Below are 21,309 nucleotides of genomic sequence, written 5' to 3'. Positions count from 1 at the left end.
CACGCGTTGCACAGCACGGCTCAGACGCCGTCCCCGCCCTTCGTTGCCATACGATCGAGAAGCCACGCCCGGAAGGCGCGTGCTTCCGGCGAGAGCCGCTTGAAATCACGCGCGACCAGCCAATAGGCGCCGTAGGGAATGGAAAGGGCGAAAGGCTGCACGAGGCGGCCTTCGGCGATGTCGCCGGCCGCGAAGGAACGGTCGACCAGGGCAACGCCGTGCCCGCGCAGCGCCGCCTGCAGCACCAGATTGCCGTCCGTGAAAATCTGGGCGCGCCCAAGCGAGGCGTCCGGCAGGCCGGCGGCGGCAAACCAGCGGTGCCAGGCGCTGCGGTTCTCCTCATGCAGCAAGGTATAGGCTAGGAGGTCGGCCGGCTCGTTCAATAACGGGCCGTCCTCCACCAGGCAGGGCATGACCACAGGCACCATGTCCACCTCGGCAAGGCGCTCGGCCTGAACGCGGGGCCAGGCGTTCGCGTCCGTGCCGTGGCGGATGGCGATCTCCGCCTCGTGCCTGCGGAACTCGATGAGCCGGCCGTCGGATTCGACGACGACGTCGATCTCCGGGTGGTCCGATTGAAAATCGTCGAGATGCGGCACGAGCCAGCAGGCGGCGAAGGAGGGCTCGGCGCTGATCTCCAGCACCCCTCTCCCGCGCCGGCCGCGGATTTCCGCAAGGCCTGCATCCATCGCATCGAAGGAACGCGAGAGCACGTCGAGAAGCGCCTGTCCGGCGGGCGTCAGGCGGACGCTGCGATGGCGCCGCTCGAAAAGCGGCTTGCCGAGCTCGCCCTCCAGCTCCTTCACCTGCCGGCTGACGGCGGCCTGCGACACGGCAAGTTCGTCGGCGGCCAGCGTGAAGCTTGCGAGCCGGCCTGCCGCCTCGAATGTCCTCAATGCCGTCAGGGGCAGCCGGCCGCGTCTCATGGCATAATCTCAAGTTATCTGAAATCGACGATAAACTCGTTTGAGCGGCGGTGGCAAGCGAGCGGACAATCCAGGCCATACAACAGCCCTGGAGGACTGGCACATGTTCGGCTCCGTCACCGCGATCTTCATGGAGGTCATCCGCATCCTCACCTTTCAGACCGGGCGGCCCGCGCCACCCCGCCATTGGAAAGCCGTTGTTAACCACTCGGATACCCACCGGATGCGATAACGGCTGAAAGACACCACCAAGAAAGAAGAACAAGACATGCCGATCCAAAGCGTCATGCGACAGCGGCTGAAGCGCGCCGTGATCACGGGCGGACTGGAAGTCGCGTGTCTGGCCGAACGGACAGGGCTGATGGCGTCGGCCCGCGGCATGGGCGCGATCTTCACGCTGCATCATGTGCGGCCCAAGGCGCCGCATGCCTTCGATCCGAATGCGCATCTGGAAATCACGCCTGAATTCCTCGACGCGGCGATCGAGCATCTGAAGGAGGAAGGCTACCAGTTCGTGGCGCTGGCCGACATGCCGGGACGGCTGGCCATTGCGCGCGCCGGCGAGCGGTTCGCCGCCTTCACCCTCGACGACGGCTACCGCAACAATGCACTGCATGCCCAGCCGGTCTTCACCCGCCACAAGGTGCCGTTCACGGTCTTCGTCGCGCCCGGCCTTGCCTGCAAGACGCATGGCATCTGGTGGGAAACGCTGACAGAGCTGTTGCGCGCCGCCCCGCATCTCGAATTCGATTTTGGTTCCGGCCCCGTCACCATGCCGCTTGCCACGCCCGATCTGAAACAGGCGGCCTACAGCCGCTTCGTGCGCTTCATCCAGTCGGAGGTGGAAGAGGCCGTCGCGATCGAGAAGCTCGATACGGTGGCGAGAGCGCATGACATTGACCCGCTGATGATCACCGAACGGCTCGTCATGCGCGAACCGGAACTGAAGAGCCTGGCGCTCAATCCCCTCGCCTCCATCGGCGGCCATACGGTCAGCCACCGCGCCCTGGCGCGGCTCTCCGACGAGGAAGCACGCCGCGAGATGGACCAATCGGCCGAGCAGATCGCTGCGATCATCGGCGAGCGTCCGGAAACATTCGCCTATCCCTATGGCGACCGTGCCGCCGTCTCGCCGCGCGAGCATCGCCTTGCCAGCGACCTCGGCTTCCGCGTCGCCGTGACGACGGAGCCCGGCACGCTTTCGGCGCGCTCCTTCGACACGCCGACCGCAATCCCCCGCATCTCGCTGAACGGGCTCTACCAGAAGCCCAAATATGTCGGCGCCCTTGCCTCGGGCATCCCCTTCAAGCTGATGCGGCGGTAGCTTGCCGCCGCACCGCGCCGCCGGTCACGGATACATCCGAACCTTGTCCCAGCCCTTGCCGTCCTCCGCGCGGCGGAATTCGACGCGGTCGTGCAGGCGGAAGGGGCGGTCGTGCCAGAACTCGATGGAGACGGGCTTCAGGCGGAAGCCGGACCAGTGCGGCGGACGGGGAATGTCGCCGATCGCATAGCGCGCGGTATATTCGGCGACCGCCTTTTCCAGCGCGAAACGGCCTTCGAGCGGGCGGGACTGCTTGGACGCCCAGGCGCCGATACGGCTGCCGCGCGGGCGCGTTGCATAATATTCGTCCGCCTCCGCATCGGTGACGATCTCGATATCGCCACGCACGCGCACCTGTCGCCGCAGGGACTTCCAGTGGAAACACATCGCCGCCTTGCGCGCACCGAGGATTTCAACGCCCTTGCGGCTTTCGAAATTCGTGTAGAAGACAAAGCCTTCCTTGTCGAAACCCTTCAGCAGCACCATGCGCACATTGGGCAGACCCGTCTCGTCGACGGTGGCCAGCGCCAGCGCGTTCGGGTCGTTCGGCTCGCTCTTGCCCGCCTCTTCGAGCCAGGTTCCGAACAGGGAATAGGGTTCGTTTTCCTCGGTGAAGTCACCGCTTGTTAACGCATTTTCGCTCATATTCGATTCAATGCCGATCTATCTAGCTGTGTGAGGCAGTCTGGAGTGAAAGTCATAGCAAAGACACGACCGGAGACAAAGCAATACTGGACATGCTGCCTCGGTATCGCCGCCGCAATGATTTGCGGAGCGGTTCTGTCAGGCTGCATGAGCGGCCTTGACATGTTTTCGGACAGCAATGTCGACAAGACAGTGCGCACCAACACCGTGACGAACGGCAATACGGAACGCCTGACCGACGAGATCACCGTGCGCAACGCCGTTTCCTCGGCCGATATCCTGCGCACTGGCGGCAGCCCCATTCCATGGGCCAATTCGGCCTCGGGCAGCGCCGGCGTCATCAGCAGCATCGCGGAAAACCACGACAATAACGGCCGCACCTGCCGCGATTTCGTCACGACAAAACATTCCTATCAGGGCATCGCCAATTTCAGCGGCCGCACGTGCCTCGGAAATTCCGGCGAATGGCTGCTTTTGGCCTTCGATCGCCAGGGATGAGCCCTCCGCGCGCATGTTTGCAATTTTTCAACCCTGACCCGTAACCACCGGTTAGGACGTTCATCGCTACCATGGACGGTAAAACGGAAGCGGGTGGAAGTTATGCGTGATCCTTATTCGGTCCTCGGCGTGAAGCGAAACGCCGGGCAGGAGGAAATCAAGGCCGCCTGGCGTTCGGTGGCAAAGGCCGTGCATCCGGATCAGAATCACGACGACCCGCTGGCGACCGTTCGCTTCACCGAAGCCGGCCGCGCCTACGATCTGCTGCGCGATCCGGACAAGCGCAGCCGCTACGACCGCCAGCAGCGCGAGGCCGAGTTCCGCCGCATGGAGCAGATGCGCCGCCAGCAGGCCGAGCGCAAGACAAAGGCCGAAGCTCCCCGCACGTCGGACGAAGCGGCAGAAGACATGATCTCCCGCATCTTCGGAGTGGATGCGCGCAGCCAGCAGGCCGATGCACGGCAGCAGGGCCAGGCCCGCCCGCAACCGCAGGCCCAGGCAGACGGCGCGCCCATGCAGGACGCACGGAAAACTGTGGATGACGCCGCGGCCGTCGACGCCATGCCGGCACGCGGCGGCGCACCGGCCGCCGCCCTCATCTCCGCCATCATTCGCCGTATCCGCGGCGGCCGCGCCAAGCTCGACAAGGCGCCCGACCTCGTGGCCACCGTCGCCGTCACGGTCGAGGATATCCTCAATCGCGTGCGCCCCACCGTCGAGACGCCGGAAGGCCAGACGATCCGGGTGCCGATCGGCGCGGGAACGTCCGACGGCCAGGTGATCCGCCTCAAGGAAGCCGGCCACCGTATCGAGAACCTCAAGCGCGGCGACGCCGTGATCACCGTGCGCGTCGCGCCCGGCCGCTTCCGCACCGACGGCTTCGACCTCAGGATCGACCTGCCGATCACCATCGAGAACGCCGTGCTCGGCTGCGAGACGACGATCGACGGTCCGCTCGGCCCGCTCACGGTCACGGTTCCGGCATGGTCCGGTTCCGACCAGACGATCCGCCTGGAGGGGGAAGGTCTCGTCAAGGACAACGGCGAACGCGGCGATCTCGTCGCCGAAATCCGCCTTCTCCTGTGGGAGAAGCCGGATGCGAAGATGATCGACCTGATGCGCTCGCTACGGGAAGGGCTCTATCTCTAATCGATTTATGATCGTTCCGTGAAAGATGCACCCATTGTTACGGATGCTAACAGTTCCTGAACCCTCACGCGCTTGAACCGGATTGCCGCCTATGCCATAGGCACTTTCAACTTATTTCAAGCAATTCCGAACGCAGCACCACTTTACACTCTTGCTGGAATTGCTTTCAGATATCAGGGAGCAAACCATGGTTCAGGCATCTGGTCTGATGAAGGGCAAGCGCGGCGTCATCATGGGCGTCGCCAACAACCGCTCCATCGCCTGGGGCATTGCCAAGGCTATCCACGCCCAGGGCGGCGAAATCGCGTTCACCTATCAGGGCGATGCGCTCAAGAAGCGCGTCGAGCCTCTGGCCGCCGAAATCGGCGCCGTGCTGGCAGGCGACTGCGATGTCTCCGACGAGGCTTCGATCGACGCCGTCTTCGACAACGTCGAGAAGATGTGGGGCAAGATCGACTTCATCGTGCACGCCATCGGCTTTTCCGACAAGGACGAGCTGACCGGCCGCTATGTCGACACGACGCCCGGCAACTTCGCCAAGACGATGCAGATCTCGGTCTATTCCTTCACGTCGGTCGCCCGCCGTGCGGAAAAGCTGATGACCGACGGCGGCGCGATGCTGACGCTGACCTATTACGGCGCCGAGAAGGTCATGCCGAACTACAACGTCATGGGTGTCGCCAAGGCTGCGCTCGAGGCGAGCGTGAAATACCTCGCCGTCGACCTCGGCCCGAAGAACATCCGCGTCAACGCCGTCTCGGCAGGCCCGATCAAGACGCTTGCCGCATCCGGCATCGGCGATTTCCGCTACATCCTCAAGTGGAACGAGTACAATGCGCCGCTGCGCCGTACCGTCACCATCGAGGAAGTGGGCGACGTCGGCCTCTACCTGCTCTCGGATCTGTCGCGTTCCGTGACCGGCGAGACGCACCACGCCGACAGCGGCTACCATGTCATCGGCATGAAGGCCGTGGACGCGCCGGACATTTCCGTCATCAAGGACTGATCGATTTCAGGAAACTGCCTTGCTTATCTACATGATCCGCCACGGCCAGACCGCGTGGAATGCAGAAGGCAGGCTGCAGGGCCAGAAGGACATCCCGCTCAACGACACCGGCCGCGCCCAGGCGGCCGGTAACGGCCATGCCCTCGCGCGCATTCTCGGCGATACGGTTTCCGATTTCGATTTCGTGGCGAGCCCGCTGGGGCGCACCCGTGAGACGATGGAAATCCTGCGCCGCGCCATGGATCTCCCTCCCCTTTCCTACCGCACCGATCCGCGCCTCGTCGAAGTCTCCTTCGGCGACTGGGAGGGCTTTACGCTCGCGGAACTGAAGGCGCGCACGCCCGAACGCGTCGAAGAGCGCGCCCGCGCCAAATGGAACTTCATACCGCCGGGCGAAGCGGCCGAAAGCTACGAGATCCTCTGCTGGCGCATCGGGTCGTTTCTCGGGGACATTACGCGGCCTACGGTGTGCGTCAGCCACGGCGGCGTGTTCCGCGCGGCCTTTCGCCTCAACGGCATGGACGAGGAAGAGGCTGCCAATACGCCGATCCACCAGGACCGCATCCTGCGCCTCGACGACACAGGCATGCACTGGCTCTGACCAGCCGATCCGCTTTTACTGGACGACTTCGAGATCGTTGATGACGCGCTTGCCGTCGACTTCCGTGTAGAAGACCAGCACCTTCACGCCCGGCTCCAGACCCTCGAAATTGAATTCTTCCGGCGCCTGATACTTCTTGCCGTCGTCAAGCGACAGGCTGAGGCTGGACGTGTCCACATTGGTGATCACGGCCTCGACATCGGCGCTTTCCGCGGAGGCGGCGAGCGGCGAAAGGAAAACGGCCGTAGCCATCAGTGCAGCGATCAGCATCCGCATCTTACGAACCCCTGGAAATGAATCAGTCGTCTTGCTGGTCACGTCAGATGCCCCTCAAATATGGCGAAATTCGCCCGTTCTCCCAAATCAAATGGATGGCCGGAAAGGGCTGGCGAATCAAGCAGCGAGGCCACATCCTCCCCGGAATTCTCTGACAAGCATCCGCCTTCCTTGACCAAAAGCAAAACGCGGCCCGGCATAAGCCCAGATATTCCAGCTGCCATAAATGCAATTTTAAGGAAGCCCACCTTACCGTCGCGGCACAACCGGGGACTTCCTTCTTGCCATTGTCCGCAACCACCCGCCGTCGTCTGGAATCCCTTGCCGAATGGGCGAAACCGTCGCTCATTCCGGCAGCAATCGCGGGTTGCGTCATTTTCACGGCAAGCATGCTCTACGAGCGGCAGAATGAGGGCACCTACCAGAAGGAGCTGCAAAGCCAGGTCTCGGGCGACCTCGCGCTGGTGAGCGCCCGCCTGCAAAGCGAAGTCAGCAGAAACATCGCCGCCCTGCGCAGCGTCGCCAACATGTTCGCCGTGGCGCCGGAGCAGGCGACGCAGCAGTTCGACGTCCTGGCGCGCAAGCTGATATTGCAGAATCCCCATGTCCGCCGCATCGGCGTCGCACCGGACGCGAGGGTCACGCAGACCTTCCCGCTCGACGACAACCGGGACTATATCGGCACCGACTTCAATCGCTTCCCCTCCTTCCGCGCTTCGGTCGAGGAGGTGCTTTCTCTCGGCCGGCCGCTCATGCTCGGCCCCGTGGAATTCGCAAAAGGCGGACGCGGCTTCAACCTGGTCATGCCGGTCTTCACGAACAACGAGGCGCGGCACCATTTCTGGGGCTATATCGACGGGGTGATCGACGAGCGCAAGCTCTTCATCGATGCCGGCCTGATCGCGCCCAACCGCCATATCCGGCCCGGTATGCCGCAGCACGATGCCAATATCGAGCTTGCCATTCGCGACGTGAGCGTGCCCGACAATATCGTCGACCCGTTCTTCGGCGATGCCGCCGTCTTCGAAAACGATGCGGTGGTGCGGGTGCTCGATTTCCCCGGCGGTCGCTGGGAACTGGCCGCCGTTCCGGCAAAGGGCTGGAATCATCCGCCGGAAAACCGCACGCGGGTTCGGCTGAGCATCGCCGCGGCCGCGTTTGTCATCATCGTGCCGATCTTCCTGACAGGCGGCCTTGTCAGCGAGCGCCAGCGCAACATCGCCCGGATCAGGGCGCGTGAACGGCAGGTGAAATCGCTCTCGCAGCGCCTCGACATCGCGCTCGACGCCTCGAAGATCGGCATCTGGGAAATCGAGTTGGCGACGGGCGTGCGCAGCTGGGATGCGCAGATGCACCGATTGCACGGTTTCCCGGAACACGAGACGCCGAACGACAAGGAATGGCTTTCCGTCCTGCATCCGGGCGACGTCGCCTGTGCGCAGGCCGAGATGGAACTGCTCCGGGCCGGCGGCAATGACTACAGGTCGCAATACCGCATCCTCATGCCGGATGGCAGCTGGCACCATATCCGCAATGTCGGCTCGCGTCTCATCGGGCCGAACGGCGAAGACAAGCTCACCGGCATCAGCTGGGACGTTACTGAGGACGTGCTGCTCAACCAGGCGCTCAAGAGCGCCAAGGAGCATGCGGAAGTGCAGAACGCCGAGCTTGCCAAGCTCACCCGGCGTCTCGACCTCGCCCTTGCGTCCTATCGGTGCGGCCTGTGGGAGGCAGATCTCGATGACGGGCTGACGCTGTGGGACGCCCGCATGCACCAGCTCTACGGTATCAAGGATACCGGCGCGCGCATCAGCCATGCCGCCTGGATCAATGCCATTCACCCGGACGACCGCGTGGAGGCCGAGCGCAAGGCCAATGCCACCATCGAGGAGGATGTGCCGTACCAGCGCACCTCGCGCGTGGTCCACCCGGACGGAACCATCCGCCACATCCAGTCCGTCGGCAAGCTGCAGGTGGAGCCGGACGGCCGCCGCAAGCTCGTCGGCCTGGCCTTCGACGTCACCGAAGACGTGCTGATGACCGCCCGGCTCAAGGAGGCCAAGGCGCGATCCGACCTTCAGAACGCCGAGCTGGAGCAGACGACCCGCCGCCTCGACCTCGCGCTCGATTCCTATCAGTGCGGCCTGTGGGAAGCCGATCTGGATCTCGACCGGACCTTCTGGGACGTGCGCATGCACCAGCTCTACGGGCTGACCTTCACGGACGGCATCGTGTCGCGGCAGGCCTGGCTCGATGCCCTGCACCCGGACGACCGGGCAGCGACCATCGAGAACGTGGAGCGCTGCACCGAGCAGGAAACGCCCTATGTGCACGAGGCGCGCGTCCTGCTGCCGGACGGCGAAATCCGCCATGTTCGCTCCGTCGGCAAGATCCACTATGGCCACGGCGGCAGCCGCAAGCTCATCGGCCTTGCCTTCGACGTCACAGAAGACGTGATCCTGAAGGAAAGCCTCAAGGCGGCGAAGGAACAGGCCGACGCCAAGAATGTCGAACTGGAGCAGACCAAGGACCGCATCGAGCACAATGCGCTGCACGATCCGCTGACCGGGCTCGGCAACCGGCGCAGGCTCGACGACGAGCTGACCGGCATTGCCGAGCGCAGTGCGACGACGGACACCCGCATCGCCCTTCTCCACATCGACCTCGACCGCTTCAAACAGATCAACGACACGCTCGGCCACGCGGCCGGCGACGCGCTGCTGGTGCATGCCTCGCAGGTCCTGCGCTCCGCGGTACGCGAGGGCGACCTCGTGGCGCGCATCGGCGGCGACGAATTCGTCGTGGTGGCCGACGATACGAGCGACGAGACCTATCTCAGCACGCTCGCCCGCCGAATCATCACGCTGATGCAGCAACCGATCGAATATGAAGGCCATCCGTGCCGCTTCGGCGTGAGCATCGGCATTGCGCTCGCCGAGGGCCGGTCGATCAACACCGCGAAACTGCTGGTCAATGCCGATATCGCGCTCTACCGCGCCAAGGCGCTCGGGCGAAACCGGCACGAATTCTTCACCGAGGCGCTGCAGGCCGAGATCATTTCGAACAAGCGCATCGCCGACGACATCCTGGCGGGCATAGAGAACAACGAATTCGTGCCCTTCTACCAGCCGCAGATCGAGGCCGGCACGATGAGGCTCGCCGGCGCCGAGGCGCTCATCCGCTGGAACCACCCGCGCGACGGCCTGCTGACGCCAGACCGCTTCCTGAAGATCGCCGAAGACCTCAACGTCATGGCGACGCTCGACCGGATCATGCTTGAAAAGGCCCTGATCGACTGCGCCCGCTGGGCGGCGCGGGGCCTGATCATGCCGAAAATCTCTGTCAACGTCTCCGCCCGGCGACTGCGCGACGAGAGCCTGATCGACAGTCTCACCGGCCTTTCTATCCAACCCGGCCAGATTTCCTTCGAGCTGGTGGAATCGATTTTCCTCGATGAAAGCGACGACGTGGTGCTCTCCAATCTCGAACGCATCAAGGCGCTCGGCATCGATATCGAGATCGACGATTTCGGCACCGGCCATACCTCGATCGTCAGCCTTCTCAAGCTCAAGCCCAAGCGCCTCAAGATCGACCGCCAGCTCGTCGCGCCGATCCTGTATTCGCACAACGAACAGGCGCTGGTACGCTCGGTCATCGAGATCGGCCGCTCGCTCGGCATCGAGATCGTCGCGGAAGGCGTGGAGACGATGGAGCATGCCGAAATGCTGAGCGTGCTCGGCTGCGACCTCCTGCAGGGCTATGCCTTCGCAAGGCCGCTTTCCCGCGACGCCTTCCTCGCCTTCGGCAGTGAAATGCGCTGGAACCTGGCTTCATAACGCCGCGACGCGTGAAACCCTTGTCCCTCCCCTCGTTTTTCCACTAAGAGAGGGCGCAATTCCTTTCCGGTCTGGGTCCGCTCATGTCGCACAATACTTTCGGTCATCTTTTCCGCGTCACCACCTGGGGCGAAAGCCACGGGCCGGCGCTCGGCTGCGTGGTGGACGGCTGCCCGCCCGGCATCCGCTTCACGCTCGCCGAACTCCAGGCCTGGCTCGACAAGCGCAAGCCCGGCCAGTCGCGCTTCGTGACGCAGCGCCGCGAGGACGACCTCGTCAAGGTGCTGTCCGGCGTAATGTTCGACGACGACGGCGAGACGATGATCACCACCGGCACGCCGGTCTCCATGCTGATCGAGAACACCGACCAGCGCTCGAAGGATTATGGCGAGATCGCACGGCGCTACCGCCCCGGCCATGCCGACTACACCTATGACACCAAATATGGCATCCGCGACTATCGCGGCGGCGGCCGGTCCTCCGCCCGCGAGACCGCGGCGCGTGTCGCCGCCGGCGGGCTCGCCCGCAAGGTGGTGCCGGGTCTTACCGTGCGCGCCGCGCTGGTGCAGATCGGCAAGCACAAGATCGACCGCAGCAACTGGGACTGGAACGAGGTGAACAACAACCCGTTCTTCGCCCCAGACCCTGCCATCGTGCCCGTCTGGGAAAAATATCTCGACGGCATCCGCAAGGCAGGCTCCTCCATCGGCGCCGTCGTCGAGGTCGTCGCCGAGGGCGTTCCGGCCGGTATCGGCGCGCCTATCTACGGCAAGCTCGACCAGGATATCGCCTCGCTGCTGATGTCGATCAATGCCGTCAAGGGCGTCGAGATCGGTGAAGGTTTTGCGTCCGCCGAACTCACCGGCGAGGAAAACGCCGACGAGATGCGCATGGGCAATGACGGCAACCCGATCTTCCTATCGAACCATGCCGGCGGCATCCTCGGGGGCATTTCCACCGGCCAGCCGGTGATCGCCCGGTTTGCCATCAAGCCGACATCCTCTATCCTCACCGAACGCCGCTCGATCGACGCCGACGGCAACAATGTCGACGTGCGCACCAAGGGCCGGCACGATCCCTGCGTGGGCATCCGCGCCGTACCGATCGGCGAGGCCATGGTTGCCTGCGCCATTGCAGATCACTACCTGCGTGACCGGGGCCAGACCGGTCGCCTGGATTAACCCGCCGTCTGAAACAGGAGCCTGCCATGAGCTACGACCAGAAGCGCGTCGTCGACGCCATCCGAGCCTTCGAGGCAGGCGAGATCGTCGTCGTCACCGATGACGACGGACGCGAGAACGAGGGCGACCTGATCGTCGCCGCCGTGCATTGCACGTCCGAGAAAATGGCCTTCATCGTGCGCCATACCTCCGGCATCGTCTGCACGCCCATGCCGCGCGAGGAGGCCAAGCGCCTCAACCTCAACGCCATGGTGGCTGAAAACGACAGCGCGCACACCACCGCCTTCACCGTCTCCGTGGATTTCAAGCACGGCACGACGACCGGCATTTCCGCCGACGACCGCACGCTCACCGTGCGCAACCTCGCCAATCCGAATGTCGGCCCGACGGACTTCGTGCGTCCCGGCCACATCTTCCCGCTCGTCGCCCGCGAAGGCGGCGTCCTGATGCGCTCCGGCCATACGGAAGCGGCCGTCGATCTCTGCCGGCTTGCCAGCCTGCCGCTGATCGGCGTGATCAGCGAACTCGTCAATGACGACGGCACCGTGATGCGCGGGCCGCAGGTGGCAAGCTTTGCCGAACAGCACGGCCTGAAGCAGCTTTCCGTCGCCGACCTCATCGCCTATCGCCAGCGCAAGGAAACGCTGATCGAGCAGGTCGACACCTTCGACATCGATACGCCCTACGGCAAGGCGAAGGCCTCCACCTACACCCTGCCCTGGGATCCGATGCAGCACCTCGCCGTCGTCTTCGGCGATATCCGCGACGGCGTGGACATCCCCGTCCGCCTGCATCTCGAAAATGTCGGCGGCGACGTCTTCGGCGCGGGCCGGCAGATCGACGCGATCATGAAGCGCATCGCCGATCAGGGCCGCGGCGTCATCGTGTATCTGCGCGAAGGCTCGGTCGGCGTCGGCCAGTCCTCGACCGCCCGCAAGGGCATGCACGAGCGCGAAGGCCACGACGAGGCGCAGGCACGCGAAAGCGAATGGCTGGAAATCGGCCTCGGCGCGCAGATCCTCAAGGATCTCGGCATCACCTCGATCCGCCTGATGGCGTCGCGCGAGCGGCACTATGTCGGCCTCGAAGGCTTCGGCATCGAGATCACCGCGACGGACCTCTGCTGACACCCTGACGGCACCGAATATCCCGCAACCGAGAACCGTCTGCTCTACACGGCAGCGATCCCGGATTGCGGGATTTTCCTTGGGGAGGGTGGCGCATGTGGGATTTCAGCATCGGCAGGACCATCGGCATCCTTGCCAGGACCATGCCCTTCATCCTCATGCGGATGGTCATCTACTTTGTCATCACGCTCGCCTTCATCCTGGCGACCGGCACCGGGGCCGGCATCGGCTACGGCGTCGGCTCGCTGTCGGACAGCCCGGAATCCTTCGTCGTCTGGGGCGGTATCTTCGGCATGGGCTTCGTGGCGGTCGCCGTCTACTGGGCGCGCGAATGGCTGCTCTACATGGTCAAGGCCGCCCATATCGCCGCCATCGTCAAGCTGATCGACGGCGAGCCCCTGCCGGATGGCAAAGGACAGGTCGCCTATGGCCGCGAGATCGTCGCCGCCCGCTTCGGCGAGGCGAACCTGCTCTTTGCCCTCGACCAGCTCATCAAGGGCGCGATCGCCGCCATTACCGGGCTCATCGGCGGCATTGCCGCCTTCCTGCCCATTCCCGGTCTCAATGCCATCGCCGGCTTCGCCAATACCGTCATCCGCCTGTCGCTGACCTATGTCGACGAGATCATCCTCGGCTACAACATCCGCACCAGCAGCAACAATGCGTGGGAAAGCGCGCGGCGCGGCCTCGTGCTCTATGCGCAGAACGGCATCAAGATGGTGAAAAACGCCGTCTGGCTCGCGGTCTTCCTGTGGGTGCTTTCCATTGCGGTCTTCCTCATGGCGCTCGCGCCGGCCGCCGCGATCCTCTACGCCTTCCCCGGCCAGATCGCCGGCTTCAGCTTCGTGCTCGCCATCGTCTTCGCCTGGGCCTTCAAGGCCGTCGTTCTGGAACCCTTCGCCATCGCCGCGCTGATGGCGGTCTATTTCGACACGATCCGCGGCCAGGTGCCGGATCCGGAATGGGACGCGAAACTGACCGGCGCCTCGGACAAATTCCGCGCGCTCACGCAAAAGGCGACGAGCGCCTTCGCAGGACGGCCGGTCGTGGCATGACAGCTACACCTCGTCCCCGCGCCAGCCGTCGAGGTAGCGCACCGTCTCCACGCCCGTGAACTTCGCAAGGCGCGCGAGTTCAGCCTCCAGCTTCTCCTGCCGCCCAGCCGAGGCGCGGACTTTCGGCTCCCACCAGACACGCCGGACATCGAGCGTGCCGGCCTTGCGGTCGGCCTTCATGTCGATGCGGCCGACCAGGCGGTCGCCTTCCAGCAGCGGGAAGACATAGTAGCCATATCGCCGCTTCGGCTCCGGCACGAAGACCTCGATGCGATAGAAATAGCCGAAGAGCCGCTCCGTGCGATTGCGGTCGCGGATCAGGGGATCGAAGGGCGAGAGGACGCGCAGCCGGTTGGGCGGTTCGGGAATGTCGCCGAGATTGTCCGGGAAACCGGCAAAGGCGTAGGAAGCGCGCGGCTTGCCGCCGTCAGCCGTTTCGACGGAGACGGGGCGCAGTTCGTCGCGGTGCGCCTCCACCCAGTCCTTCGCCTCTTCCGGCGAGATCAGCGCCCAGAAGGCGGCAATCTCGCCGTGGGTGGCAAAGCCCAGCCGTTCCAGCGCGCTGCGGCAGGCCCAGTCGACGAAGACGTCATGGCCGACATCCGGCGCATGGTGGTGCGGCGGCAGCACGCGCTCGGAAAGATCGTAGACCTTCTGGAAATTCTCCCGCCGGGCAATCGCCAGCTTGCCGGTGTGCCAGAGATATTCCAGCGCCGTCTTGTTCGGGTGCCAGTTCCACCAGCCGCCGGACTTGTGGTCATCGCCCTTCAGCTCACGCGACAGGACCGGCCCGCCGGAGGCGATGCGCTCGTAGGTTTCCTCGAAAGCCCGGTCGAAGCCCTCGCCCTGCCATCTGCGCCAGCGCTCCAGCATAGACGCCTCCTTGCGGCGGAAGCGATGCTTCCAGTAGCGGAAGAAGACGCTCGGAATGATGGAGGCGTCGTGCGTCCAGTGCTCGAAAAGCTCGCCGTCCTTTTCCAGCAACTCGCTGAGATACTCGCGCCGGTAGGTCTGGTTGCGCGAGAAGAGGATCTGGTGATGGGCGCGCTCGACCGTGGCGATGCTGTCCACCTGCACGAAGCCGATCTCCTGGATGAGCTGCAGCAGCCCCTCCTTGCCGAGTTGACGGCCGGGCGGTGCGCTCAGCCCCTGACGGGCGAGGAAGATGCGGCGGGCTTGCGCATTGGAGAGAAGAATCGTCATGGCAGGATGATAGGCACATATTCCCTTTTTGTTCTACTGTTTTATGCATCGGCCCGCCCCGGCCGGCTCGCTCATGCGTGCAAGCTCTTCGCATCTGCGAAATACAACCATCCTGCGGTTTCCTTGGAGCCTTGCCGTGTTATAGCTCCCCCCGCTTTTCTACGAACCGGGATCCCGCTCTTGGATATCGTCTTCTCCGCCGCAACGGTACAATATGCCGGGCGCGTCGCCCTCCAGCCGCTGGCGCTAACGCTTTCGGAGCGGCGCATCGGCGTCGTCGGCCTCAACGGCTCCGGCAAGACGACGATGGCGCGGCTGATCAACGGGCTCATCAAGCCGACCGCCGGTACGGTCACGGTTGGCGGGCTGGATACGGTGCAGGATGCCGAGGCCGCGCGCGGCAGGACCGGCTTCATCTTCCAGAACCCGCAGCACCAGATGATCCTGCCGATCCTTGCCGAAGACATCGCCTTCGGCCTGAAGAACCGCGGCCTTGGCAAGGCCGAGATCGCGGAACGGACGGAGGCGATTCTCGCGCGCTTCAACATCTCCCATCTCGCGCGCCGGCGCGTGCACGAGCTTTCCGGCGGGGAAACGCAGCTCGGCGCCATCGCCAGCGTCCTTGTCACCGGTCCGGACCTCCTGATCCTCGACGAGCCGACCAACCAGCTCGACCTGAAGAACCGCGCGCTCATCGAGCGCACCATTGCGGACCTGCCGGAACAGGTGCTCGTCATCACCCATGACCTGGCGCTGCTGGAGGACTTCGACCGCGTGCTGGTCTTCAGCGACGGCCGGCTTGCCGCCGACGACCGCCCGCCGGAGGCGATCCGCGCCTACCGGGAGATAGCGGCGTGCTGAACGGGCTCGACATCGAGGGCGATTCGCCGCTTCACCGCCTGCCGGTGCGCGGCAAGCTGATCCTGCTCTTTGCCGCAGCGATCGGGCTTTTCCTCGTCGCCGACCTCCGCCTTCTCGTGCCCGCCGTCCTGCTTGGCGCCGCGCTCTATCTCTCGACCGGCATCGGCCTTAGCGAGGCGTTCCGGCGCGTGCGTTTCGTGCTGTTCACGGTGCTTCTTGTCGCGGCTGCGAACTATTTCTTCCATTCGCTGCACGAAGCGGTCGTCGTCTTCTGCCGCCTTGTCGCGCTTGTGCTTCTCGCCGCCGCGGTGACCGCGACGACCGGCGTTTCGGCCTTCATGGACGAGATCACCCGGCTGCTTCTGCCGCTGGAGCGATTCGGCCTCGTTCGGGCGGCGGATGTCAGTCTGGCCGTCGGCCTCGTCATCCGCTTCGTGCCGGAAATCTTTGCGCGCTATCAGGATATCGCCGAAGCGCACCGGGCGCGCGGCCTGCCCGTGCGGCCGCTGACGACACTTGTTCCATTGATCATCCTGACGCTGAAGGACGCCGATACGATTGCCATGGCAATTGACGCGCGCGGCTTTCGGCGGCACTAAACACCACCCTCGTCTTGTCCATCCAAGGAACCTGACATGACCACCAGAGACATCGTCCTCGTCGCCCTCTTCACCGCCATCACGGTGGTTCTGGGCCTTCTTCCGCCGATCACCCTTGGTTTCATCCCGGTTCCGATCACCGCGCAATCGCTCGGCCCGATGCTGGCCGGCTGCATCATCGGCGCACGGCGCGGCGCGGCCGCGATGCTGCTCCTGGTGCTTCTCGTCGCAATCGGCCTGCCGGTTCTTTCCGGCGGTCGCGGCGGTCTTGCCGTCTTCGCCGGGCCAAGCGCCGGCTATATCGTCGGCTGGGTCGTCGGCGCCTTCGTCTGCGGCCTGATCGCGCAGCGCCTCGTCAAGGAAGAGCAGAGCGAACTCACCCAGTTCGCCGCCTTCCTCACGGCGTCCATCATCGGCGGCGTCGCCGTCGTCTACCTCTTCGGCGTTCCGTGGCTCGCCTATATGAGCGGCAAGGCTTTCTTCGAGACCACCCTCGCCTCGCTGGTCTTCCTGCCCGGCGACCTCATCAAGGCCTTCGTCGCCATGCTGGCCGGCCGCGCCGTGCTTGCCGGCTACCCGCTGCTGCCGCAGCGCGCCTGAACCGATGCCGCTTTCCGGCGCCATCGAACGGCACGCCGCCACCCGTCCTGCGAACCCGGCCTTCCAACTGGAGGACCGGGTTCTTTCCTACGGCGCGCTCAGCAGGGCGGCGCGCCAGCTCTTCGCCACGCTTGCGACGCTCGCGCCGGAAGGCAGAAGCAGCATCGGCCCGGACAACCGCCTCGTCGCGATCGTCACCGGCAACCATGCGCTCTTTCCCGCCGCCTTTGTCGCGGCGACGGCGGGCAATCATTGCGCGGCCCTCATCGATCCGCATCTGCCGGAAGCAATCCGCCGCCGGCTCATGGGAAAGCTCGACCCCGACCTCGTGATTACCATCGAGGGGCAAGCCCTCCGTCTGCGCAACCCCCATACCGGCACGGCCTCCCTTTTCATCGAAGGCGACACCGAGGCCCATCCGCCGCTGCCGGAAGGGAAGGACGACGCGCCGTTCCTGATCGTCTTCACCTCGGGCACCACGGCCGATCCCAAGCCGATCATCCGCGACCGCCGCTCCTGGCGTATCAGCCTTGCCAGCGGCGCGCCCTTCTTCGGCATCGACGCCGCCACCAGCACCTATGCGCCCGGCCCCCTTGCCCACGGCCTTGCGCTCTATGCGATGACGGAAACGCTGCTTGCCGGCGGTGCCTTCCATTCCGCCCGGCATTTCGATGCCGAGGGCGGGCTGGCGACGATCCGGGCCGCGGCCATTCGCCGGCTGGTGCTGGTGCCGACCATGCTGCGGCGGCTGTGCGAAGGCGCGCCGGTCGAAAGTGTCGACGCCATCACGGTCGCCGGCGCCAAGCTGACGGCCGCCGACCATGCGCTCTGCACGAGGAATTTCCCGAAGGCGGCGCTGCGCGAATATTACGGCGCGTCGGAACTCGGCTTCGTCACAGTGACCACGCCGGGCGATCCCGCCTCCTCCACCGCCGTCGGCAAGGCGTTTTCAGGGGTTCGCCTCTGCGTTCTCGATGACGCCGGCAAGGCCCGGCCGGCCGGAGAAACCGGCACCATCTTCGTCGAAAGCCCGCTTGTCGCCACCGGCTATCTCGGCACCGGCGACGGGGCGGGGCTAGCCAGGTTCGGCGCGCTCGCCACCGTGGGCGACCTCGGCTTCATGGAAGCGGGCGGCACGCTGCATCTGCTCGGCCGCTCCGGCGGCATGGTGCTTTCGGGCGGCAACAACATCTACCCATCCGAGGTGGAAGCAGCGCTTCTCGGCCTTGCCGGGGTCAGCGCCGCCCATGTCTTCGGCGTCGAGCATGCCGATCTCGGCAGCGAACTCGTCGCGGTGATCGAACCCCGGGGACCGGGCCTGACGGCCGAAGCGCTGAAAGCCGCAATGGCCGACGTCCTGCCGCGCTACAAGCAACCGCGCCGCATCTGGCTGTGCCGCGCCATGCCGGTCACGCCCTCCGGCAAGGTCGAGGCGAAGACGGTGCGGCAATGGGTGGCGGAGGGAAGCGATGCGCTCGAACGGCTCGTCTGACCCTTCTCGCGTACCGGTGATCGCGGCGGCGTTCCGCACGCCGATCGGCCGCATCAACGGATCGCTCGCGGCCATCGAGCCGGCAAGCCTTGCCGCACCGCTCATCCGCCAGATCCTTGCCGAGACCGGGCTTGCCCCCGACGCCGTGGATGACGTGATCCTCGGCAATGCCGCCAACAGCGCCGGCAATCTGGCGCGCCTTGCCGCGCTGGAGGCGGGCCTGCCTGTTTCCGTGCCCGGCATGACGGTGGACCGGCAATGCGGCTCTGGACTGGAGGCGATTGCCCTTGCGGCCCGGCTGATCCAGGCCGGCGCCGGCCGCGCCTACCTTGCCGGCGGCACCGAGAGCACCAGCCGCGCGCATCTGCGCTTGCGCCCGTCGGTAGAGCCCGGCGGCGCGCCGGAGCCCCTGCGCCGCGCCCGCATGGCGCCGGACACCATCGGCGACCCCGACATGGGAATTGCCGCCGAGAACGTCGCCACCTTTGCCGGCATCAGTCGGGAACGGCAGGACGCCTTCGCGCTCGAAAGCCACCGCCGCGCCGTGGCGGCGCAGCAAGCCGGCCGGTTCGTCGGCGAGATCGTGCCGGTCGAGACGCCAGCCGGTCTTGTCACGCGCGACGAATGCCCGCGCGAAAACACCTCGCTGGAAAAGCTCGCCGCGCTGAAACCCGTCTTCCGGCCGGATGGCACGGTGACGGCCGGCAATGCCTGCCCGGTCAATGACGGCGCTTCACTCGTGCTGGTGACGTCGCTTGCCGAGGCGCAAAACCGTGGCCTCACAGTGCTGATGGAAGTCGTCGACAGCGCCGTGGCCGGCGTCGATCCGAACCTGCTCGGTCTTGGGCCCGTACCAGCCATGCAGAAGCTCGTCGCGCGCAATCCCGCCCTTGCGGCGGCAGCTCTCCCCTTCATCGAATTCAACGAGGCCTTCGCCTCGCAGGTCCTTGCAAGCCTCGATGCCCTCGGCGTCGATCCCGCCGCCGTCAACCGCGACGGCGGCGCGCTGGCGCTCGGCCATCCCTATGGCGCATCCGGCGCAATCCTCGTCACCCGCCTCTTTGCGCAGATGCGGAACACGGGCAGCGGAACCGGGGCGCTCGCCATGATGGGCATCGGCGGCGGCATGGGCATTGCGACCCTGTTTCGGAAAGTGTGAGGAAGAGAGATGGGCGAGAAGATCTATTCCGGCGGCTGCCTGTGCGGCGCCATCCGCTTCGAAGCGACGGGGCCGGCGGAAAAGCCGCATACATGCTCCTGCCGGTTCTGCCAGCAGCATACCGGCGCACCGACCGCCGCCTGGGTGGAATTTCCAGCCGAACGCCTGCAATGGACCGGAACTGGCGGCAAACCCTCGACCTGGCGCTCCTCGGAGTATTCCAGCCGCGCCTTCTGCCCTACCTGCGGCAGCTCCATCGGCGCTGTTGACGACGAGCCGGTCGTGGCCCTGCTTATCGGCGGCTTCGACAATCCGGCCGATCCGGCGCTCGCGCCGCAATATCACTCCTTCGAGGATTGCCGTCCGGGCTGGATCAGCGTCGAGACGGCCTCAGGCGAGGAATGATTTCAGCCAGTCGCGCACCGCTTGCGGGACGTTGACGGGCTGGCGGCTTGCCGGATCGACGGCGACCCAGACGATTTCCAGATCGGCGACCGCCTTTTCGCCCGATGCGATCGCAACGGTAAAGGTGAGCGAGGTCGCGCCGATGCGCGTGACCGCCACCTTGAAGCGGGCAACGTCGTCGAGCCTGAGCCCGCGATGGAAGGTGCAGCCGGACTTGCGGACGAAATAGACGGGATCGTTCGCGCCTTCGGGGCGATGACGCCAGAGACTAGCCACCGCCGCCTCGGCATGGGCATAGTAGGCGGCATTGTGCATGTGGCCATGCATGTCTATATCGCGGAACGGTATCCGGACCTCGCTGACCGTGATGTCTGCCGCCTGTTCCACGTCTTGTCCCGGGATAAAACCATGCTTCGTGCCGTTGTTAGAGCGTTCGGCGATCCCCGGCAAGTGATCGGCCTCGAAGAGGCGGAGCGCGCGGCACCCGGCCCCGGCGAGGTGGAAATCCGCATCCGCCGTGCGGCGATCAACCCGTCCGACCTCATTCCCGTTACCGGCGCCTATCGCAGCCGCACCACCCTCCCCTTCGTGCCCGGCTTCGAGGGCGTCGGGGAAATCGTGCGGATCGGCGACGGAGTAACAGGCTTTGCCCCCGGCCAGCGTGTGCTGCCGGTCGGCGCGAGCGGGCTCTGGCAGGAATACCTCGTGCGCCCGGCGGCGTGGTGCTTTTGCGTGCCGGATGATCTTTCCGACGATCAGGCCGCCATGGCCTATGTCAACCCGCTGACCGCCTTCCGGCTGGTCGATGCCGTCGCGGCCCATTTCGGCAGGACGGGCGGCCAGCGCATCGGCGTCACCGCCGCGGCCTCCGCCATCGGCAGGATGCTGCTCGTGCTCCTGTCCGATGCGGGCTTGCACCCGGTGGCGCTCGTTCGCAGCGAAGCGGGCGCGGCACGGCTGGCCGAAAGCTTTGCCGGCGAGATCGCCGTCCAGTCCCCGCCCGCGCTCGATGCGGTGCTCGATGCCGTCGGCGGCGAACCGGGCAATGCGCTGTTCCGGAATATTCGCCCCGGCGGAGCCTTTCTCCAGTACGGCGCGCTCTCCGGCGCGCAGCTCGATCCGGCACTGGTCACCGCGCGGCGCAAGGACGTCGCCTTCTCCTTCCTCTGGCTACGCAACTGGGTGCATTCGGCACCGCGCGAGGCGATAGAGGCGGCCTTCGCGCGCAGCTTCGAGGGCATCCGCGCCGGTTACCTGGGATCGACCGTCGACAGCGTTTTCGCCCTCTCCGACCTTGCCGCAGCCCTCGCCCGCCAGGACGCTCCGGCCCGCGTGGGGAAACTGCTTCTTGCGCCGTGACGGTTGA

Annotated in this window: 21 protein-coding genes; 16 read left to right on the top strand and 5 right to left on the bottom strand. The window is 65.4% G+C overall.

Features of this window, described 5'->3' with window-relative positions; all coding sequences use genetic code 11:
- Positions 1–20 precede the first annotated feature (20 nt).
- Positions 21–926 (bottom strand): LysR substrate-binding domain-containing protein, encoded by a 906-nt coding sequence (locus tag WA950_RS03540; RefSeq protein ID WP_424550301.1) that lies wholly within the window; start codon positions 924–926, stop codon positions 21–23.
- 268 nt (positions 927–1,194) lie between these two features.
- On the opposite strand from WA950_RS03540, the gene WA950_RS03535 reads away from it, so the two are divergent.
- Complete coding sequence (locus WA950_RS03535; RefSeq protein ID WP_424550300.1) at positions 1,195–2,250, top strand: polysaccharide deacetylase family protein; 1,056 nt, start codon at positions 1,195–1,197, stop codon at positions 2,248–2,250.
- 24 nt (positions 2,251–2,274) lie between these two features.
- Here the strand turns inward: WA950_RS03535 and pdxH are convergent, their stop codons facing one another.
- The gene (pdxH, locus tag WA950_RS03530; RefSeq protein WP_424550299.1) at positions 2,275–2,895 is read right to left on the bottom strand and encodes a pyridoxamine 5'-phosphate oxidase; all 621 of its coding nucleotides are present in this window, start codon (positions 2,893–2,895) and stop codon (positions 2,275–2,277) included.
- Positions 2,896–2,940: 45 nt separating this feature from the next.
- On the opposite strand from pdxH, the gene WA950_RS03525 reads away from it, so the two are divergent.
- The 4 genes from WA950_RS03525 (at position 2,941) to WA950_RS03510 (ending at position 6,149) form a co-directional block, all read left to right on the top strand.
- Positions 2,941–3,393 (top strand): RT0821/Lpp0805 family surface protein, encoded by a 453-nt coding sequence (locus tag WA950_RS03525; protein WP_424550298.1) that lies wholly within the window; start codon positions 2,941–2,943, stop codon positions 3,391–3,393.
- Positions 3,394–3,495: 102 nt separating this feature from the next.
- On the top strand, positions 3,496–4,542 hold the full coding sequence (locus WA950_RS03520; RefSeq protein WP_424550297.1) for a DnaJ C-terminal domain-containing protein: 1,047 nt from the start codon (positions 3,496–3,498) through the stop codon (positions 4,540–4,542).
- 187 nt (positions 4,543–4,729) lie between these two features.
- Complete coding sequence (gene fabI, locus WA950_RS03515) at positions 4,730–5,548, top strand: enoyl-ACP reductase FabI (protein ID WP_424550296.1); 819 nt, start codon at positions 4,730–4,732, stop codon at positions 5,546–5,548.
- Between the two features lie 19 nt (positions 5,549–5,567).
- Complete coding sequence (locus tag WA950_RS03510) at positions 5,568–6,149, top strand: histidine phosphatase family protein (RefSeq protein ID WP_424550295.1); 582 nt, start codon at positions 5,568–5,570, stop codon at positions 6,147–6,149.
- Positions 6,150–6,164: 15 nt separating this feature from the next.
- Here WA950_RS03510 and WA950_RS03505 read toward each other — a convergent pair whose 3' ends face one another.
- Complete coding sequence (locus WA950_RS03505) at positions 6,165–6,425, bottom strand: DUF1344 domain-containing protein (protein ID WP_424550294.1); 261 nt, start codon at positions 6,423–6,425, stop codon at positions 6,165–6,167.
- 281 nt (positions 6,426–6,706) lie between these two features.
- On the opposite strand from WA950_RS03505, the gene WA950_RS03500 reads away from it, so the two are divergent.
- The 4 genes from WA950_RS03500 to WA950_RS03485 all read left to right on the top strand — a co-directional run bounded on the left by WA950_RS03500 (position 6,707) and on the right by WA950_RS03485 (position 13,624).
- A complete protein-coding gene (locus tag WA950_RS03500) occupies positions 6,707–10,261 on the top strand; it encodes a bifunctional diguanylate cyclase/phosphodiesterase (protein ID WP_424550293.1) in 3,555 nt (1,184 codons plus the stop codon).
- Positions 10,262–10,344: 83 nt separating this feature from the next.
- Complete coding sequence (gene aroC, locus WA950_RS03495) at positions 10,345–11,442, top strand: chorismate synthase (protein WP_424550292.1); 1,098 nt, start codon at positions 10,345–10,347, stop codon at positions 11,440–11,442.
- Between the two features lie 26 nt (positions 11,443–11,468).
- Entirely contained in the window at positions 11,469–12,569 is a 1,101-nt protein-coding gene (ribB, locus tag WA950_RS03490; RefSeq protein WP_424550291.1) for a 3,4-dihydroxy-2-butanone-4-phosphate synthase, read from the top strand.
- A gap of 95 nt (positions 12,570–12,664) precedes the next feature.
- Positions 12,665–13,624 carry a hypothetical protein gene (locus WA950_RS03485; protein ID WP_424550290.1) on the top strand — a complete coding sequence of 320 codons (960 nt, stop codon included), beginning with the start codon at positions 12,665–12,667 and terminating at the stop codon, positions 13,622–13,624.
- Between the two features lie 3 nt (positions 13,625–13,627).
- Here WA950_RS03485 and WA950_RS03480 read toward each other — a convergent pair whose 3' ends face one another.
- On the bottom strand, positions 13,628–14,827 hold the full coding sequence (locus tag WA950_RS03480; protein ID WP_424550289.1) for a winged helix-turn-helix domain-containing protein: 1,200 nt from the start codon (positions 14,825–14,827) through the stop codon (positions 13,628–13,630).
- A 180-nt stretch (positions 14,828–15,007) separates the two neighbouring features.
- On the opposite strand from WA950_RS03480, the gene WA950_RS03475 reads away from it, so the two are divergent.
- From WA950_RS03475 to WA950_RS03450, 6 genes are read left to right on the top strand one after another with little or no spacing between them, the layout of a single operon-like run.
- The gene (locus WA950_RS03475) at positions 15,008–15,688 is read left to right on the top strand and encodes an energy-coupling factor ABC transporter ATP-binding protein (protein ID WP_424550288.1); all 681 of its coding nucleotides are present in this window, start codon (positions 15,008–15,010) and stop codon (positions 15,686–15,688) included.
- Positions 15,682–16,287 carry an energy-coupling factor transporter transmembrane component T family protein gene (locus WA950_RS03470; protein ID WP_424550287.1) on the top strand — a complete coding sequence of 202 codons (606 nt, stop codon included), beginning with the start codon at positions 15,682–15,684 and terminating at the stop codon, positions 16,285–16,287. The genes WA950_RS03475 and WA950_RS03470 overlap by 7 nt, the downstream gene beginning before the upstream one ends.
- A 36-nt stretch (positions 16,288–16,323) precedes the next feature.
- Entirely contained in the window at positions 16,324–16,887 is a 564-nt protein-coding gene (locus WA950_RS03465; protein ID WP_424550286.1) for a biotin transporter BioY, read from the top strand.
- 4 nt (positions 16,888–16,891) lie between these two features.
- Positions 16,892–18,379 (top strand): class I adenylate-forming enzyme family protein, encoded by a 1,488-nt coding sequence (locus WA950_RS03460; protein WP_424550285.1) that lies wholly within the window; start codon positions 16,892–16,894, stop codon positions 18,377–18,379.
- Complete coding sequence (locus tag WA950_RS03455) at positions 18,357–19,538, top strand: thiolase family protein (RefSeq protein WP_424550284.1); 1,182 nt, start codon at positions 18,357–18,359, stop codon at positions 19,536–19,538. Before WA950_RS03460 ends, WA950_RS03455 begins: the two co-directional genes overlap by 23 nt.
- 9 nt (positions 19,539–19,547) lie before the next feature.
- Positions 19,548–19,943, top strand: coding sequence for a GFA family protein (locus tag WA950_RS03450; RefSeq protein ID WP_424550283.1), 396 nt, complete (start codon positions 19,548–19,550; stop codon positions 19,941–19,943).
- On the opposite strand, the gene WA950_RS03445 is transcribed toward WA950_RS03450, so the two are convergent.
- The gene (locus WA950_RS03445; RefSeq protein ID WP_424550282.1) at positions 19,929–20,330 is read right to left on the bottom strand and encodes an acyl-CoA thioesterase; all 402 of its coding nucleotides are present in this window, start codon (positions 20,328–20,330) and stop codon (positions 19,929–19,931) included. The genes WA950_RS03450 and WA950_RS03445 overlap by 15 nt on opposite strands.
- 21 nt (positions 20,331–20,351) lie before the next feature.
- On the opposite strand from WA950_RS03445, the gene WA950_RS03440 reads away from it, so the two are divergent.
- Positions 20,352–21,302, top strand: coding sequence for a zinc-dependent alcohol dehydrogenase family protein (locus WA950_RS03440; protein WP_424550281.1), 951 nt, complete (start codon positions 20,352–20,354; stop codon positions 21,300–21,302).
- Positions 21,303–21,309 lie beyond the last annotated feature (7 nt).

Origin of the sequence: Shinella sp. (assembly GCF_049651085.1) — a bacterium.
GTDB lineage: Bacteria > Pseudomonadota > Alphaproteobacteria > Rhizobiales > Rhizobiaceae > Shinella.
Note: the sequence above shows the minus strand (reverse complement) of the source record. Positions and strands in the feature narration are given on the sequence as shown.

Bases quoted from the DNA above. Each gene is read 5' to 3' on its own strand.
- WA950_RS03485 (WP_424550290.1), top strand. From the start codon at position 12,665: ATGTGGGATTTCAGCATCGGCAGGACCATCGGCATCCTTGCCAGGACC.
- WA950_RS03520 (WP_424550297.1), top strand. From the start codon at position 3,496: ATGCGTGATCCTTATTCGGTCCTCGGCGTGAAGCGAAACGCCGGGCAG.
- WA950_RS03480 (WP_424550289.1), bottom strand. From the start codon at position 14,827: ATGACGATTCTTCTCTCCAATGCGCAAGCCCGCCGCATCTTCCTCGCC.
- fabI (WP_424550296.1), top strand. From the start codon at position 4,730: ATGGTTCAGGCATCTGGTCTGATGAAGGGCAAGCGCGGCGTCATCATG.
- WA950_RS03440 (WP_424550281.1), top strand. From the start codon at position 20,352: ATGCTTCGTGCCGTTGTTAGAGCGTTCGGCGATCCCCGGCAAGTGATC.
- WA950_RS03465 (WP_424550286.1), top strand. From the start codon at position 16,324: ATGACCACCAGAGACATCGTCCTCGTCGCCCTCTTCACCGCCATCACG.
- WA950_RS03450 (WP_424550283.1), top strand. From the start codon at position 19,548: ATGGGCGAGAAGATCTATTCCGGCGGCTGCCTGTGCGGCGCCATCCGC.
- aroC (WP_424550292.1), top strand. From the start codon at position 10,345: ATGTCGCACAATACTTTCGGTCATCTTTTCCGCGTCACCACCTGGGGC.
- WA950_RS03460 (WP_424550285.1), top strand. From the start codon at position 16,892: ATGCCGCTTTCCGGCGCCATCGAACGGCACGCCGCCACCCGTCCTGCG.
- WA950_RS03535 (WP_424550300.1), top strand. From the start codon at position 1,195: ATGCCGATCCAAAGCGTCATGCGACAGCGGCTGAAGCGCGCCGTGATC.
- ribB (WP_424550291.1), top strand. From the start codon at position 11,469: ATGAGCTACGACCAGAAGCGCGTCGTCGACGCCATCCGAGCCTTCGAG.
- pdxH (WP_424550299.1), bottom strand. From the start codon at position 2,895: ATGAGCGAAAATGCGTTAACAAGCGGTGACTTCACCGAGGAAAACGAA.
- WA950_RS03455 (WP_424550284.1), top strand. From the start codon at position 18,357: ATGCGCTCGAACGGCTCGTCTGACCCTTCTCGCGTACCGGTGATCGCG.
- WA950_RS03505 (WP_424550294.1), bottom strand. From the start codon at position 6,425: ATGCGGATGCTGATCGCTGCACTGATGGCTACGGCCGTTTTCCTTTCG.
- WA950_RS03540 (WP_424550301.1), bottom strand. From the start codon at position 926: ATGAGACGCGGCCGGCTGCCCCTGACGGCATTGAGGACATTCGAGGCG.